The sequence below is a fragment of the Nostoc sp. TCL240-02 genome (assembly GCF_013343235.1).
Lineage (GTDB): Bacteria > Cyanobacteriota > Cyanobacteriia > Cyanobacteriales > Nostocaceae > Nostoc.
In genome coordinates this window covers 3,535,104-3,550,756 of record NZ_CP040094.1, presented here as the reverse complement: position 1 = coordinate 3,550,756, position 15,653 = coordinate 3,535,104, and the positions used below count along the sequence as shown (strand labels likewise).

Below are 15,653 nucleotides of genomic sequence, written 5' to 3'. Positions count from 1 at the left end.
AATTCATAGCGAAAAAATTGCTAGCTATCAAACCTCTGCGTTAACCTTTGCTTACTTACCCAGTAAGAATGTGAAGCGCCCATACAACATTGAAATTTCCCTATTGGGATATTAGTTTTTGCTAGCACCTGCTGAAACTTCTTCTGATTCTTCTACTTCAGATGTAAATGTTGATGATTGTGCAACTTCTTCCGGTACAGAAACAATGATATCAGCACCATTAATAATTGCTCCTAACAACCCCAGTTCTGCTTCTACCAATTGATCAACAGCTTCACCTAACATATTCTCTTGTGTGTAGTGTGGCCGTGTCACTAATACGATCCCATCACTGTAAGGTTGGATTAAAAGAGGATCGTTGGAGATACTGAGTGGGCTGGTGTCTAAAATAACTAAATCAAAACGTTCGCGGACATCCTCAATCAGCCGCCGCATTTCGCTAGATTCCAGAATAGCAGCAGATTGGCGCACAGGGCCAGGACTTGGAAGAATGTATAAATTTTCTACATCAGGAACTAAACGGATACATTCACTTAAGTTAGCGTAATAACGAAGGGGTTCAATTGTGGCATCGGGATCAGGAATTACTTTCAGGGATGTTGAACGGGAAGGCGATCGCAAATCTGTTTCGATAATCAAGGTTCTTTTGCCAGCACGGGCAGAAGCTATACCTAAGTTATAAGCACTTGCCGTTTTACCTTCTAAGCTACTAGTGCTAGTAATCAACACCACTTTTAAGTTTTTACCACCTATCCGGCGCAGATTACTGCGGAATTTCTCATAAAATTCTAAATAAGGAGAATCAGCAGAAACGACCACCGGCACTGCTTCTTTATCCAAATCATCAACTGGCATTAAAGGTAATTCTCCCAACACTGCCACTTCCCGTTGCTTGAGGCTCTCACGAATATCCTCTCTGGTTTTGAAAGTCCCTTCCAGCGCTCCCAACAAAAATATCACCCCACCACCAATCACCACACCTAAGAAACCGCCCACAGCAAGGGTGATAGGTACACTCTTCGGGGGTTTGATGTCGGCAGCAGCAGTCGGCCGTCTGGCAACGCTGAGGCTGCTAGTAGTTTCTGCCTCTGCGGTTTTAGCATCGGTTAGCTTCACCTGCATTTGGTCGTAGATGGATTTTTTGAGGGCAACCTCCTGTTCTAAACGCGATCGCTCTAATTGTTTATTGGGTATCAAAGAATACTCTTGCCGTAGTCGCGCTTCTTGTTGGATCTCTTGAGCTAGTTGTTGTTGCAGCGTTTCCCGTTGGGTTTGCAAAGACACCATTTGGTTTGCTAATTGCTGGCGGGCTGGATCTAAGCTGCTTTGGGTGCGAATACCTGCAACGCTACCCTGAAGCGGAGCTGCCGTCCCATCACCACCTAATACCTCAGCCGCACGTTGTTGCAGCAATTCTTCAGCAGCTTGCTTCTGACGCATTAACTGAACCATCGTTGGGTGTTCCGGTCGCAAATCCTTTCTGAGTACGGCGATTTGCGACTCACTTTGATAAATTTGCGCTCGTAAGTTACCAATAATTGGATCGGCACTCAAAGCAGAAGAAACATAAGCCTGTCCAACTGTTAAGCCTAACTTGTTTTGTAAACTGCGAATTTGACCATCAACCCCAGAAATAGTTAATTGCATCTGCCGTTGGAGATTTTGGCTAGCTGTAACAGCGCTTAACAAGCTGCCATTCTCGGCTGCTAATATTGCCGTTCGTTCGATGCGATCGTACTGTTCTAACTTCTTTTCAGCAACTTGCAATTCTCGTTTAGCTTGTGGTACGCGATCGTTAATCTTTTCAATAATTGCTTGTAATCGCCCAGTATTAATATCACTGCTCAACTTGATCATTGCTTGCATCAATTCCGCCAAGACCTGTATACCTCGTTTGGGATCAGTATCTACATATTTCAATTCCAAAATACTAGATTCCAAATCTCCAGTCCTGGGGTTTTTTTTAGGAACAGAAAGAACGACACTGTTACCTAGCTTTGTCGGTTTAACACCGACTTTTTCTGCCACTGCTGCAATTATTTGGTTGGAGAGTAAAACTTCCTGATTCAGTTCCTTTCCTTGCTGTTGAATTTCAGTACCAGTTGCAGAGAAAGAAACTGGTGGGCCACTATAGGTAAGTGCGGCAGATGCTATGTAGCTAGTAGGTGGCTCTGGTTGCATAGCTACCACAGTTGACCCTACTATAACTAGACCAAAACTAGCTAGTCCAATCCACTTGTACTTATCAAAAGCAATAAGATAGCGCTTAACAATTGGTGGGGTCATTGTCGCTTCGCTCCAATTCAAAATTTAAAATGACGCTCGCATACTCGCTCTAAGCGAAGCCATGCCGAAGGCTTTACATTGGGCTAATAAAATTCAAAATTTAGGAAGCACCAAACTCAAGATAGTGGTTTTGATACAAGAATGCTATCAATTGCCTACTATATATATACGGTATATATCTTTAATATTTTTACATTAACGAATTCAAATACCAGTTGGAGATGTGGCTTCCTACACTCCCAACTATTTCCAGATTGTATCCTTCTTTTAGAGTTATTAATTTGACCCGCCACCGAAGTTATCAAAAAACCGGAGAAAGGATTGAACATTGAAGAAAGGTTGGGTAATGGTAGTTAGGAAATTAGTAATTCTACCTATGAGGTTACGACCAACAACAATAACATCATTATCTTGAAGCGCCACATTTTGAGACGCATCGCCTCCTAGAGCTTTTTTAGCATCAAGTTTCTGGGTAACAGCTTTACCTTGTTCAGGATCAAAGCGAACCAGAGCGATATCTCGGAGATTAGCAGTATCAAGATTTACTCCTCCCAAAGCATCTACAAATGTACTGCCATTAGGCAGTGCTTGAATAGATAGACCTCCCGCAGCGTAGTTTAAAACCCGGACTCTAATCTGTGGTGTGGCTAAGGATGAACGTGCTACCAAATTGCGGTCATAACCGTCATCATTACCAACTTCACGACGGGGGATGAGTATCGCATCTCCGTCTTGTAAGCGTAAATTAGGGATTGAACCGCCATTTTGCAGTGCTGCATATAAGTCAATAGTTTGTGAAATCACAGAACCATCAATTAACTTGCGGCGTACTTGTATTTGTCGCAGGTCTGCATTTAACGTTGAACCCCCAGATATTAGTAGGGCATCAGCAACGCGGGGTGTTGATGAATTAATCGGATAAATTCCTGGTCTGAATATTTCTCCGCTAACAGTCACTTGAACTGGTCTTGTCCCTACTAAAGAGGCTACTACAATTGGATCTGGGAAAAAGCGACTTAAACCCAAGCGAATTTTTTCTTGAGCTTCTTCTAAAGTTAAACCTTGTAATGACACCGTTCCCACTTGCGGTACTACGATGTTGCCTTCAGGACTAATTACAGTTTGAAAACTTAAGTCTTGGCGCTGCGCTGCTAAGGCTAAAACTATTACTGGATCGACAACATAACGATTTAAACCCAAGCGAATTTTTTCTTGAGCTTCTTGTAAAGTTAAACCTTGTAAAGAAACTGTTCCCAGTAGTGGCACTACAATGTTACCCTCCGGGTTGATTAAAGCTTGAAAACTCAAATCTGGAAAGCGCTGAACCGAAACGCTAATTCCATCTCCTATGCCTAAGCGGTATGGGCCAGGAGGACGTTGAAGTACAACGCCAATTATATCTCCTGGCCCCAAGAGGTAGCGACTGAGTTGGCTGGAAGTTTCGTCATTTGTACCTGTAGGTATAACCTCAGTCTCAGTACCTGGCACAGGCGAGGGGGGTTGCCTTGGTGATTGTCCTTGAGATGGAAAAGGCTGGGCAAGGACAAGTTGGATAGGTGTTGTTAAAAAAACTCCTACTTGAAGACTAACAAAACACAGGGCGCTAAATGCACGCATATAAGAAGTGGGATCTATGAACATCGGTGCAGAAAAAATGATATGAGAATTATTCGCGCCGAGTCGTTATTTTACTCTATAAATGTCCCCAATGTCTCTGGAGTCTGCAAGTATTTACTAAGAAAAAGACAAGAATTTTACTTAATTTAAATTCTAACTTCATATTATTAACATCTTTTGGCTAAGTTTTAGCCTGAATGCAATTATAGAGATACTTTTGATGAATCTCTGCACAAAGGCATTCATCAGAGAGAAACTCTACAAAGGGCCTGCCATCAATGCACTTTGCACTGTTTCCCCCATAGACTTGGCTAAAGACCAAGATGTTTCTACCTGTCCTAAAGGTTCCATCGGGATCAGAATGCTCACGCTTACCCAGGGAATACGTTGCTTACGCCACTGGGCCACTTGATCTGCCAAGAACCAATGGAAGGGTGATGGATTTCCACCATCTGGCATAGCGTACCATTGCAAGACAGCGAAGGTTTGCTGTGGTGTGGCGGCACGAAAGAACCTAGCTTCTACTTTAGTTTCGACATTATAAGCCAACTTTCCAGGCGGTTTCACAGTAAATTCGGCAGAACGAGATTGCGCTATATCCCACTTTCCCCAGCGCGATCTTCCCCAGCCGTTAACATCTGTCCACTCTACCTCTGGTTGATCCATAGGCCCATTTTGCGGCAGCAAAAGCAGAATTGCCTGGGATTGAGAACCTTCTTTTTTAAGTACCTGCAAAGACCATTTATGTTCGCCAATTTCCTGTTCTGCTTGTTCAATAGTTTGCCAACCAGGAAGGGCTAACCCAGTGTTGCGGATCTGTTTTAACTCGTGGAGATTGATAACAGGTAGCGGCTGTTTCCATTGCCAATGTCCTGTTAGATATCCGGGAATCCCTCCTATTGCTAGCAGTACTAGCAATAACAAAAGTGCTGCTACCTGACTGAATTGGTTTTCTTTGAAAAACTTGGAGAATGAAATCATCAGTAAAATTTGTGATACTTAGGCAAAATTTTACTTTATAAAATCACACCATGAGTTCAGTAATATTTATGAGTAGATTAAGAGGGAGGGGAGCAGGGAGCAGAGGGACAAGGGGAAATAAGTCTCTTCCTTGTCTCCCCCCTCTTCCTTGTCTCCCTTGTCTCTTCTCTATGCCCAATGCCCATAGTTCTAACTTTCTGTTTCTTGCTCAGTTTCTAGAGATGTTGAAAAATAGCTATTAATCCAATTCAGTAGGGGTACTAATGACACCAGCATACAAGCAGAGTACAAGTCACCACCCCAACCTTCATGTAACCATTTAAAAGCTGCTTCTTGATCTGTACCGTGAAAGAAAGTCAGTAAAGTGTTACGAATGATATTGGCAGTAGTACTAACGATCGCAGCAAGAGATAAAAACGATATGGTTGTGCGCCGTGAAGATAAAGCATCTGTCCAATAAAGGAGCATCAAGCCAACGTAGAGAGTCGTGAACAACATTTTCAACCCTGCACAATAGGGGGCAACTTCTACAATGCGTCCTCCCACGTAGAGATTGATTTCATTTACTGTTACGTCCATACCAAATTGATTCAATATGAAACCTGCCGTACCAGCGATGAAGCTTTGCAGAGGCAAGGTATAGGGCGCAATAAGATAGGGTGCTGCCGTCGGGGTGGCTAAAAATACTAGTAGTAGGGGGAATCCTTGCGATCGCAAACCTGCTATTCCTTTAAACCACAAACATAATCCTGCCAAGATAACGGGCAAGGAAAGGTTAACCCACTCTGTAACACCACTAAGATAAAACACTGCCCCTAGTAACAATAAAACAGCGCTCAAAGGATGTGTGGTATCTGGTAAACGTTTCCACTTTTTTCGGTTTATCCAGGCCAGATAAGCCGCAAATGGTAAACCAATAATCCCGTGGCTAAAATATTCATGTTCTGTACTGATATTTTTGTTCAGCCAACCATCCAACCAGTGTAGCAATATAGGCGCATAAAGCAGCAGCAAAACGCCTATAATAGCTAGATTCAATAAGTCTGAGGCGTTTCTTTTTTTAATATGTTGCTGGAGTGCCATGATTTTTATTGAGAATTGGGAATTGGGAATTGGACATGAAGAAGAGACAAGGGAGACAAGGAAGAGGGAGGAGACAAGAGAGAGACTTGTTCAATAATTCCCCCTTGTCTCCCTTGTCCCCCTGCTTCCCCTGCCTCCCATACTCTCCCTGCCCCCTGCCCCCTGCCCCCCTGCCTCTTGTTCACGCTACTACGCTGTCAAGGTCAGCATTGGAGGTTTCATCTACCTTAGAAGTTGTTGAGACTGCATGAGCGATCGCAGCTACAACTTCTTTAACTTGGCTACTGCTCAAACCAGGATACATCGGTAATGATAATATTTGCTGTGACAGTTTTTCTGCTTGGGGAAAATCTCCCGGCTGATAGCCTAAATTGCTGAATGCTGGCTGGAGATGACAAGGAATTGGGTAGTGAATGCCAGTTTGAATTCCCACTGCTGTGAGTTTTTCCTGGAGTTGCTGGCGTTCTATTGGGCAAGAATCATCAACTTTAATGACATAAAGATGATAAACATGTCCTGTATCACTTTGGTTTTCTATAGGAATAATACCAGTAGTTGCCAAGGGTGCTAGTTCAAGATCGTACTGCTGGGCAATAGTCAAGCGATCACGATTCCACTGTGGCAAATGTGGTAATTTTTGCTGCAAAATTGCTGCTTGTAAGGTATCCAAGCGACTATTTGTACCTGGTTCAGTATGAAAATACTTTTGCGATGCACCATAATTTCGCAAGCGCACCATCTTCTGGGCGACATCTGAATCTCTTGTCAGTAGCATCCCCCCATCCCCAAATGCTCCCAAATTTTTACTAGGATAGAAACTAAAAGCTGCTGCTATTCCTACTGAGCCAGCGTGATATCCGTCTCTTTGGGCGAGGTGTGCTTGGGCGGCATCTTCAAAAATTAGTAGTTTGTAGGTATCGGCAAAGTTGATGAGTTCGCGTGGCGATACCATTTGTCCATAGAGATGTACAGGGATAATTGCTTTAGTTTGAGGTGTAATTGCCTTTGCTGCGGCCTCTAAATCAATTAAAGCTGTTTGGCGATCGCAATCTACCAGAATTGGCTTTGCGCCAGCGCGAATAACCCCAATCAAGGTTGCGATAAAAGTGTTGGCTGGTAAAATTACCTCATCGCCAGCACCAATATTACAAGCTTGCAATCCGAGAGCGATCGCATCTGTTCCTGATGCAACACCAACACCATAAGCCGCCCCTGATACTGCCGCAAATGCTGCTTCAAAATCTGAGAGTGCTTGCCCTAAAATAAAATCTCCCTGTTCCAACACAGATTGGATTGCATGTTGCAATTGCATTTGAATTGGTTCGTGTTGTAACTTCAGGTCTACAAAAGGAACTCTAATAGTCATTTTATTCATTACTAGTTGTCCTCAAAAAATATTTCCTCAGATGGAAAAAATAAAAAAGTGTACACAATTTTCAGGATGAAATTGTAATAGGTTCAATCTATTCGATCGAGACTTATATAAACTATCTAGGATGGTCAGCCATTAGTACTAGCTGCTATAAGTAATAACTGCTATAAAGAATACACAAATATGATTTTATTAAGTAAATTTACTTTGAATTGTCCAGTAAGAATTTTTGCTTCTGTACATAAATAATGACAGCCCCTTTGTATTGTATCCTTAGCATTAGATTACCCTGGCTGAATCCAAATCTAACGCAGTCAGACTGTAAAATCCCAAGCAATAAAGACTACACTAGTGCTAAATAACCATATTTAGCACCAGTAACTAGCAACTTGTGGATACCGCGTCGCCGAGTTAATGTAAAGGATAAAAAATTTTGCCTCAAATTTGTTTGTCAGAGGCAAAATTAGGGAATGCTTAAAAATAGCAATTGATAACCCAGAAATAGGGCTTATATCAATTACAGTATCGAGAAATTATTAAGGTAGCAGTGGCAATGATGGAGCCTGAAAACAAATTATTTGCCCTAAAGGATGGTTGGGATTCTCATGAATCAAGAGAACAGCAACGCCTCAAAGCTTTGTCGGATTTAGGTTTGCGGCAACCAGAAACGATTCCGGTTTTTGAAGAAGCCACACAGACTGCTGCCCACTTTTTGGAAGCACCAATTTCCATATTGGGATTTGTGGATCAAGAACGTCACTGGTTCAAGTCAGCAGTAGGCTTATCTAGGCTAGGGCTCATGAATCATTTGGCACAAAGCCGCCAACTGTCACGCAGGGAATCGTTCTGCACTCAGGTTGTAGAGAGTCTTCAAATATTTGTAATTAATGATACACATAAACTTACAGACCCAGTACTTGTTAGCAGCAAGCTGGTACAGGATTATGGTATTCGAGCTTACTTAGGAGCGCCACTAATTGATGCTGAGGGACATTGTTTGGGTGCATTGGCAGTGATGGATTTAGTGCCACGCAATTTTACAACCCGAGACATTGAGTTTTTACAAATCATAGCTCGTTGGAGCATGAGTGAATTTGAGCGTAACCGACTTTTGCAAGGCAAACTCGAATCAACCACTCTCAAGCCCACTCCTATATTTTCACTTAATGACGAACGTAACACTGAAATTCAAATCACCGCACCCACTCAAGATAGCGACTCTGTTTCTACCAAGCAACTGAAACTGGAACTTTTGGGTCAGTTAACTCAGGAGTTACGCACGCCTTTAACATCTGTACTTGGTATGGCTAGTGTTTTAGGACGTGAAATTTATGGGCCTTTGACGACTAAGCAAAGAGAATATTTAGAAATTATCCAACATAGCGGTCGGTACTTACTTTCTCTAGTAAACGAAATTACCGAACTAGGAGCTATGGATGACAACTCAACTGTACTGAATTTAGCTCCTGTGGATATTGAAATGCTATGTCAACAAGCTATCAATACCCTTGAAGAAGTGGCTAATCGCCGCGAGCAAGACATCCGTCTCTCTATAGAACCGGGACGTAATCGCATTTGGCCTTTAGATAAAGACAAGGTGCGGCAAATGTTATATCACCTGGTTTTCAGTGTGATTCAACTTTCGGCTACAGGTAGCATTGTTCGCATCCATGTTTCTTACAAGGAAGATACGCTCAACATTACTATTTGGGTTTCTCATCCCTGGTTAGGGGACGGCATTACTGAGGTTGACCCTTACTTCCGTCTCAATTCTTTGTCGCTGCTAGAGTTAACAGGTGAGGTAGCAACCTACAATACTCATACAGAAGGACAACAGCAACCAGAGACTTCATCAGTAGCAGTGGACAATTCAAAAAACCTGAGTGATTCCCACTCCAATTTTCTTGCTGCGAGTTCCGGTCTAAATTTAGCTAAATTACATGGAAGTCTTTCTCGTGAAAGCTTGGGTCTATTGCTAAGTTGTCAATTGGCAGAGTTGCACGCTGGACAAATTTTGATTCAAGGTTCACCAGAATCAGGATATCGTTATGTGCTTTCTTTGCCACTGCAACTGGCAACTCCCTCACAAGCAATTAGTGATGTCTAATCACAGTCGGTAGAGAACAGATTACAGGTGATAGGGATATAGGGAAAGACAAATTCATACTTTGTTATGTAGTAAGTACATGAATTAAGAGCGCCTTTACTAATTTACAAACTACGTTATTACCTTTTTATAGCTATTAGGCATTATGATCAAATCCAAGTTCTGCGTCGGCAGGCTAATTGATCGCAATGTTTTTTATGAATTTAGTCTGGCAACTATTTACTTTATCATCTTTACCGCTCAAAGAATATCTTGCTACCAGTTACGTACACCGTTCTCTGGTGGGACTGTTAAGGTCTTGGCGAAAAACCAGTATCTTGATTCAGTGGGGAGATGCGATAGCAGCTGTATTACTCAGCTCAATATATGCCCTTGCACCTTTTGCTTCGAGTACGTTGGTAGGTTTGTTGCTGGTGGCTTGTGTGGGATTTTGGCTGTTGTTGACTTTATCTGATGAAGTCACACCAGCAAATGTCTCGTCAGTCACTCCCATTCACCTACTGGTATTGCTCTACTGGGGAATTGCCGTAATCGCAACAGCACTATCACCAGTGAAAAAAGCGGCACTTAATGACTTGGGAACGTTGACCTTGTATTTGCTACTATTTGCCCTTTGTGCCAGGGTATTAAGGTCGCCTCGCCTCCGGTCTTGGATTCTCACCCTTTACCTACATATATCCTTAATTGTCAGTGTCTATGGATTGCGCCAATGGTTTTTTGGAGCTACAGCACTGGCAACTTGGGTCGATCCGGAATCTCCTCTGTCTAAAACTACAAGGGTCTACAGTTATTTAGGAAATCCCAACTTATTGGCTGGATACCTCTTACCAGCAGTAATTTTTAGCTTGGTGGCAATTTTTGCATGGCAAAGCTGGCTCAAAAAAGCTTTAGCATTAACAATGTTGATTGTCAATACTGCCTGCCTGATCCTGACTTTTAGTCGTGGCGGTTGGATTGGACTAGTGGTGGCAGTTTTGGCTGTGATGGCATTGCTAGTTTATTGGAAGAGTGTGGAAATGCCTCCTTTTTGGCGTACTTGGTCGCTGCCCATTGTCTTAGGAGGTTTAATCGGGATATTACTGTTAGCAGTGATATTTGTAGAGCCGGTTCGCCTACGGGTGTTCAGCATTTTTGCCGATCGCAAAGATAGCAGTAATAATTTTCGTCGAAATGTGTGGGATGCTGTCTTTGAGATGATTCGCGATCGCCCGATTTTCGGCATTGGGCCCGGTCACAACTCTTTTAATAAAGTTTATCCGCTCTACCAACACCCTCGGTACACTGCTTTAAGTGCTTATTCGATTTTGTTTGAAGTAACTGTAGAAACTGGGTTTGTTGGTTTGGCCTGCTTTCTCTGGCTAATAATAGTTACATTTAATGCGGCGCTTTTGCAAGTGCGACGATTGCGACGATTGAAAAGTGTAGAGGGATTTTGGTTAATTGGAGCGATCGCTATTTTGTTGGGTATGCTAGCTCATGGCACTGTAGATACTGTCTGGTATCGTCCTGAAGTCAATACCCTCTGGTGGCTTATCGTTGCTTTAATTGCCAGCTATTGGACACCTTTAACTCAAAACCAGACAAATCCATCTAACCCAGAACCAGCAGTAAACTAACACAAACAAATTGTCAGTTGTTTTTCTACTGAACAACTGACAAATGAATCAATTTTGAATTGTCTAGTCTCTGTAAGTAGTGGCACCTCGGGCATTAGGGTCCCGATAAGCAGTCGGTTCGTTATCACGCTTTTTACCTGCCAAACCAGCTAAACCGAATAAACCAAGTAATCCTAGCCAACCCCAATCAAAATCGTTGCGATCGTAAGTGGTCGTTCTGGGAGCAGTATTGGCTCCGGGATCAGTTGTCGTCTGAGCTTGTGCGGATAGAGTCAAGGGTAAAATTCCCATACTCAAGGTGAGAACGCCTACGCCAACAGCTGTAATGAAATTACTTTTCATAAGTTGTGACAATTCCTTATGCCATCCGAAGTTACTCACCACTGTATCGATTCCCAAGCTTAACAAAATCAATCTGTGGCTATAAACTAGGGATTTTTACAACTCACGCCGTGGACATATAACATGGTTTTCACAGCAATCTGTTTCTCACTCTGGTGTGGTAGTTTGAACCACAATTATCCTTAATAGCTTTTCATTGCGCGTTGAATGTCACGCTGATCTTGCCGTCGTTTTAGGTCTTCACGCTTATCGTGGAGCTTTTTACCTTTGCCAAGGGCTATACTCACTTTTACCCAGCCCCGTTTGAGATACATTTTCAAAGGGATTAAAGTTAGACCTTGCTGTTCTACTTTGCCAATTAGCTTGCGGAGTTCTTGACGGTGCAACAGCAGCTTTCGTGTCCGCCGTGGTTCATGATTAAAATATTGTCCACTGGCGTTGTAGGGCGAGATATGAATATTGATCAACCATGCTTCGCCATTGCGAAGCAAAGCATAGCCATCTTGGAGATTTACTTTACCCGCACGAATTGACTTAACCTCGGTTCCTGTCAACTCAATTCCGGCTTCGTAAGTTTCCAGAATTTCATACAAATAACGGGCTTGACGGTTGTCAGCAATAACTTTGTAACCTTCGTTCTTGTCGCTCATTGATAATTTTGTGCGTTTTAAATGTACCTAAAAAATTATTTGGATTGCCTGGCGAATTATAGGGTATTCATTATAACCGCTATAAATATTGAACTGTATATCACTAATTTAGCTTTTCTAAGTTCACAATTAAGAGTTATCAGGTAACTTAAAGTTACCTGATATCGATTACATCTGAGGTTTATCCAGAACTTGGGGATTTTACCTCAAGTTTCATCAAGCTTGATTTTGTGCAGTTTCACAAAGAGTTGGTAAGTAAATCGGCGTAAATAATTAAAGGTTTGTAGTATAGCTTGTTGGGTATCTTGCTACAAAATGCTACTCATAGAGAGGGCTGAAGCCTTCTCTACAAACTTATTTCAATCATGGCTACTTAACTTATCTTTTGGGAAATTACTTATAAAATTAACAATAATTTATACTATAATAAAAATATGCTCTGTCTTATTAATGAGTTGTTACAGATTAAAAAGCTCTTTATGCTTCCTGAGCAGAGGGATTCAAAGATGAGTTGCACTTCGTTAACCTTCCAAAAGATTTAAGATTTTCTTTATAAATCAACCTTGAAGGCAGCCATTACCTGGTAATCCTGTCATAGTATGAAACATAAGAACACTATTCTTGCCAGTGTTCACCTATGAAGCGCGTAGAAGCAAATTTCTGAGTAAAAAAAATGCTAGGGGTGTATTGTCCATGCCCTTGACGATCCTTGTAGTGGATGATGATTTGGGCACTCGTCTGTCTGTTAGCGACTATCTTGAACTGTCTGGCTACTGTGTGATCACGGCTAATGACGGTCAAGAGGCTTTGTTTATGGTGGATGAGTATAATCCTGATTTGATTGTCACGGATATCATCATGCCACAGATGAATGGCTACGAACTGGTGCGTCGGGTGCGTCAACAACCAATGTTTCGGTTATTACCTGTAATTTTATTAACTGCCCGAACTAAAACCCAGGAAAGAATTCTGGGCTATCAGTCAGGGTGCGATTTATATTTACCAAAACCTTTTGAATTGGAAGAGTTAGCAGCAGCAATCCGCAATCTTTTGGAGCGATCGCAAATTATTCAATCGGAGTATCGCTTTTCTCATAAAGAGAGTTTGGGCATTTCCGGCTCTACAAAACCGGGGGATGCCCATAATTCTCTGTCTACTCAAATTCAGACATCCCAATTGCACTCATCTCTAACTCATAGAGAACAAGAAGTCTTAGAGTTATTGACTCATGGTTTGTCTAATGCCGATATGGGTCATCAGCTACACCTGAGTCCTCGCACAGTGGAAAAGTACGTTAGCAGTTTATTGAGAAAAACCTCAACCAGCAACCGAGCAGAATTAGTGCGTTTTGCCATGAAGCATGGTTTAGTCGAATAAAAAAGTGAGGAGTTAAGAATTAAAACTCACAACTCTTCACTTTTAACTTTTGTGAGCAGACCTTCACAAGCATCAATCAGTAAATCAATAACCTGATTAAATCCGTCTTGACCACCGTAGTAAGGATCTGGAACTTCCTTTAAGGTGTGTCGAGAGCAAAACTCACACATCAAACGCACTTTATGCTGATATTGCTCAGTGCGATCGAGAGTGAGGATATTCTCATAATTTTCTTGATCCATCGCCAAAATTAAATCAAAGTCTTGAAAGTCAGACTTTTGAAACTGGCGTGCTTGACCACGCAGTTTAATTCCCAACTTTGTAGCAGCCGCAGCACTCATGCGTCTGTCAGGTGGGCTACCCACGTGATAACTAGATGTACCAGCAGAATCACAGATGATGGTATCGCTCAAGCCTGCCTGCTCAATTAGATGATTCATTATGTTTTCTGCCGATGGCGATCGGCAGATGTTACCTAAGCAGACAAATAGCAACTTGTAAGGCATAGATATTTTTTGTCCTTTGTCAATAGTCATTTGTCCTTTGACCAATGACCAATGACCAATGACTAAAATCCAGGTAACTCCAACCCACTGGTTAATTCTTCCATGCGTTCCCGCATTGTTGCTGTGGACTTGTTGTAAGCTTCTTTCATTGCCACCGTCACGAGATCGGAAAGTACTTCTGCACCTTCTGCAAGAGCATCTGGAGAAATTTCTACCCGCTTGGGTTCTTGGTTCCCACTGACAATCACCTTTACCAGACCACCACCAGATTCTCCTAGAATCTCCATTTGCTCCAATTCTTCTTGGAGTCGCTTTGCACCTTCTTGAACTTGCTGTGCTTTCTTAAAAGCATCGGCTAGTTCCTTCATTTTTCCTAAGCCAAAGCCAAATCCCTGTCCTTTTCCTGTCATAATTATTTGTACGCTTGTGCGTTGAATAACAAATCAAATTCAATTATAGATGCGGTAAGTAATTTGCCTCTTTTTTTACCAATAATTAATGCATCCTGGAATTGGGAATTGGGCATTGGGCATTGGTTATCAATTCTTCGTTACAGCATCATCTTTACGATTCCCCATTCCCCATTCCCCATTCCCCATTCCCTATCCACAAGCACCTTGAAACTCTCCGAGCATTTTGACTTCTGGCTCTAAATTAATAGACCAACGTTCTTGCACCTGATATTGGATGTGGCGAATGAGACAGAAAATGTCACTAGCTTTGGCTCCACCACGGTTAACGATGAAATTAGCATGGAGTAGTGCTACTTGCGCTCCACCAATTTGGTAGCCTTTGAGGCCAGTTTGTTCAATTAACCAGCCAGCACTGTAAGGTTTGGGATTGCGGAACACACTCCCACAACTGGGGAAGTTGTATGGTTGGGTGCTTAAGCGATGCCTTTTGTGTTCTTTGGTGATTGCCACAACTTTTGCTGGGTCTGCACCTGGCGCGAGTTGTAAGGTGGCTTGGGTGACTATGCGATCGCCACCTTGCAATAATGAAGTCCGGTAGCTATAACCTAACTGTTCCGGGGTAAGAGTCTCCAGCGTCCCATCGGGTGAAAGAACCTCGGCACTCACTAACATATCTGCGATACAGCTATTATGTGCCCCTGCATTCATTACCACAGCACCTCCGGCTGTTCCAGGGATGCCAACAGCCCACTCCAATCCTTGCCATCCTAATTCTGCTGCCGCCCATGCCAAACTAGGAATTGATTCTCCGGCAGCAACGGTTAATTGACCGGTTTGGGGGTCAAAGTTGCTGAAGCGGAGATGACGAGTCGCGATGACTAGGCCTGATATACCGCCATCGCTCACCAGCAGGTTAGAACCTGCTCCCAGTGTTGTCACCTTTAAATTACGTTCTTTTGCGTATTTCAGACTTGCTTGCAGTGCTTCTAAGTTTCGGGGGGCAACATACAAATCAGCTGCTCCTCCAACCCTATAAGAAGTAAAGGCTGACAAGCAAGCCTGGGGCTTGATCGCACAATCAGTATTTGGTAAGTAAATTACTTCACTATCCACCGAATTAGTTGTTTGATGTTTCTTTGTATTCAAAGCAGAGACTGTGCAGACGTTTCCAGCTGCCTGGGAAATGGTCATTTTTACTTTGTATGGGTAAAATTTTTACATTAATTTACCGCAAAGATACGGTAATAGAGTTCACAGATGGAACCATTGCTAGACGGGCGCTTTGCTCAGAAATGAAGTCTTT

The 15,653-nt window shown here is 42.5% G+C and carries 13 protein-coding genes; 3 read left to right on the top strand and 10 right to left on the bottom strand.

Going from position 1 to position 15,653, the window contains the following annotated elements; all coding sequences use genetic code 11:
* Positions 1–111: 111 nt before the first annotated feature.
* The 5 genes from FBB35_RS15245 to FBB35_RS15225 all read right to left on the bottom strand — a co-directional run bounded on the left by FBB35_RS15245 (position 112) and on the right by FBB35_RS15225 (position 7,333).
* Complete coding sequence (locus FBB35_RS15245) at positions 112–2,286, bottom strand: polysaccharide biosynthesis tyrosine autokinase (protein WP_174710362.1); 2,175 nt, start codon at positions 2,284–2,286, stop codon at positions 112–114.
* 276 nt (positions 2,287–2,562) lie between these two features.
* A complete protein-coding gene (locus FBB35_RS15240; protein WP_174710361.1) occupies positions 2,563–3,927 on the bottom strand; it encodes a polysaccharide biosynthesis/export family protein in 1,365 nt (454 codons plus the stop codon).
* 234 nt (positions 3,928–4,161) lie between these two features.
* Complete coding sequence (locus tag FBB35_RS15235; RefSeq protein ID WP_174710360.1) at positions 4,162–4,884, bottom strand: cyanoexosortase B system-associated protein; 723 nt, start codon at positions 4,882–4,884, stop codon at positions 4,162–4,164.
* Between the two features lie 189 nt (positions 4,885–5,073).
* Complete coding sequence (gene crtB, locus FBB35_RS15230; protein WP_174710359.1) at positions 5,074–5,967, bottom strand: cyanoexosortase B; 894 nt, start codon at positions 5,965–5,967, stop codon at positions 5,074–5,076.
* Between the two features lie 181 nt (positions 5,968–6,148).
* Positions 6,149–7,333: a DegT/DnrJ/EryC1/StrS aminotransferase family protein gene (locus FBB35_RS15225; protein ID WP_174713650.1), complete on the bottom strand. Its 1,185-nt coding sequence runs from the start codon at positions 7,331–7,333 to the stop codon at positions 6,149–6,151.
* 559 nt (positions 7,334–7,892) lie between these two features.
* Here FBB35_RS15225 and FBB35_RS15220 point away from each other — a divergent pair.
* A complete protein-coding gene (locus FBB35_RS15220) occupies positions 7,893–9,446 on the top strand; it encodes a GAF domain-containing sensor histidine kinase (protein WP_174710358.1) in 1,554 nt (517 codons plus the stop codon).
* A 197-nt stretch (positions 9,447–9,643) separates the two neighbouring features.
* Complete coding sequence (locus FBB35_RS15215) at positions 9,644–11,062, top strand: IctB family putative bicarbonate transporter (RefSeq protein WP_174710357.1); 1,419 nt, start codon at positions 9,644–9,646, stop codon at positions 11,060–11,062.
* A 63-nt stretch (positions 11,063–11,125) separates the two neighbouring features.
* Here FBB35_RS15215 and FBB35_RS15210 read toward each other — a convergent pair whose 3' ends face one another.
* Both FBB35_RS15210 and smpB read right to left on the bottom strand, forming a co-directional pair.
* Positions 11,126–11,404 carry a WGxxGxxG family protein gene (locus tag FBB35_RS15210; RefSeq protein ID WP_174710356.1) on the bottom strand — a complete coding sequence of 93 codons (279 nt, stop codon included), beginning with the start codon at positions 11,402–11,404 and terminating at the stop codon, positions 11,126–11,128.
* A gap of 182 nt (positions 11,405–11,586) precedes the next feature.
* A complete protein-coding gene (gene smpB / locus FBB35_RS15205) occupies positions 11,587–12,054 on the bottom strand; it encodes an SsrA-binding protein SmpB (protein WP_012407256.1) in 468 nt (155 codons plus the stop codon).
* A gap of 693 nt (positions 12,055–12,747) precedes the next feature.
* Between smpB and FBB35_RS15200 the strand changes: the two genes are divergently transcribed.
* Positions 12,748–13,431, top strand: coding sequence for a response regulator transcription factor (locus tag FBB35_RS15200; RefSeq protein ID WP_174710355.1), 684 nt, complete (start codon positions 12,748–12,750; stop codon positions 13,429–13,431).
* Between the two features lie 26 nt (positions 13,432–13,457).
* Here the strand turns inward: FBB35_RS15200 and FBB35_RS15195 are convergent, their stop codons facing one another.
* The 3 genes from FBB35_RS15195 to murB all read right to left on the bottom strand — a co-directional run bounded on the left by FBB35_RS15195 (position 13,458) and on the right by murB (position 15,541).
* Positions 13,458–13,937, bottom strand: coding sequence for a low molecular weight protein-tyrosine-phosphatase (locus FBB35_RS15195; protein ID WP_174713649.1), 480 nt, complete (start codon positions 13,935–13,937; stop codon positions 13,458–13,460).
* A 62-nt stretch (positions 13,938–13,999) separates the two neighbouring features.
* On the bottom strand, positions 14,000–14,347 hold the full coding sequence (locus tag FBB35_RS15190) for a YbaB/EbfC family nucleoid-associated protein (protein WP_012407253.1): 348 nt from the start codon (positions 14,345–14,347) through the stop codon (positions 14,000–14,002).
* A 192-nt stretch (positions 14,348–14,539) separates the two neighbouring features.
* Positions 14,540–15,541: a UDP-N-acetylmuramate dehydrogenase gene (murB, locus tag FBB35_RS15185; protein ID WP_174710354.1), complete on the bottom strand. Its 1,002-nt coding sequence runs from the start codon at positions 15,539–15,541 to the stop codon at positions 14,540–14,542.
* Between the last annotated feature and the right edge of the window lie 112 nt (positions 15,542–15,653).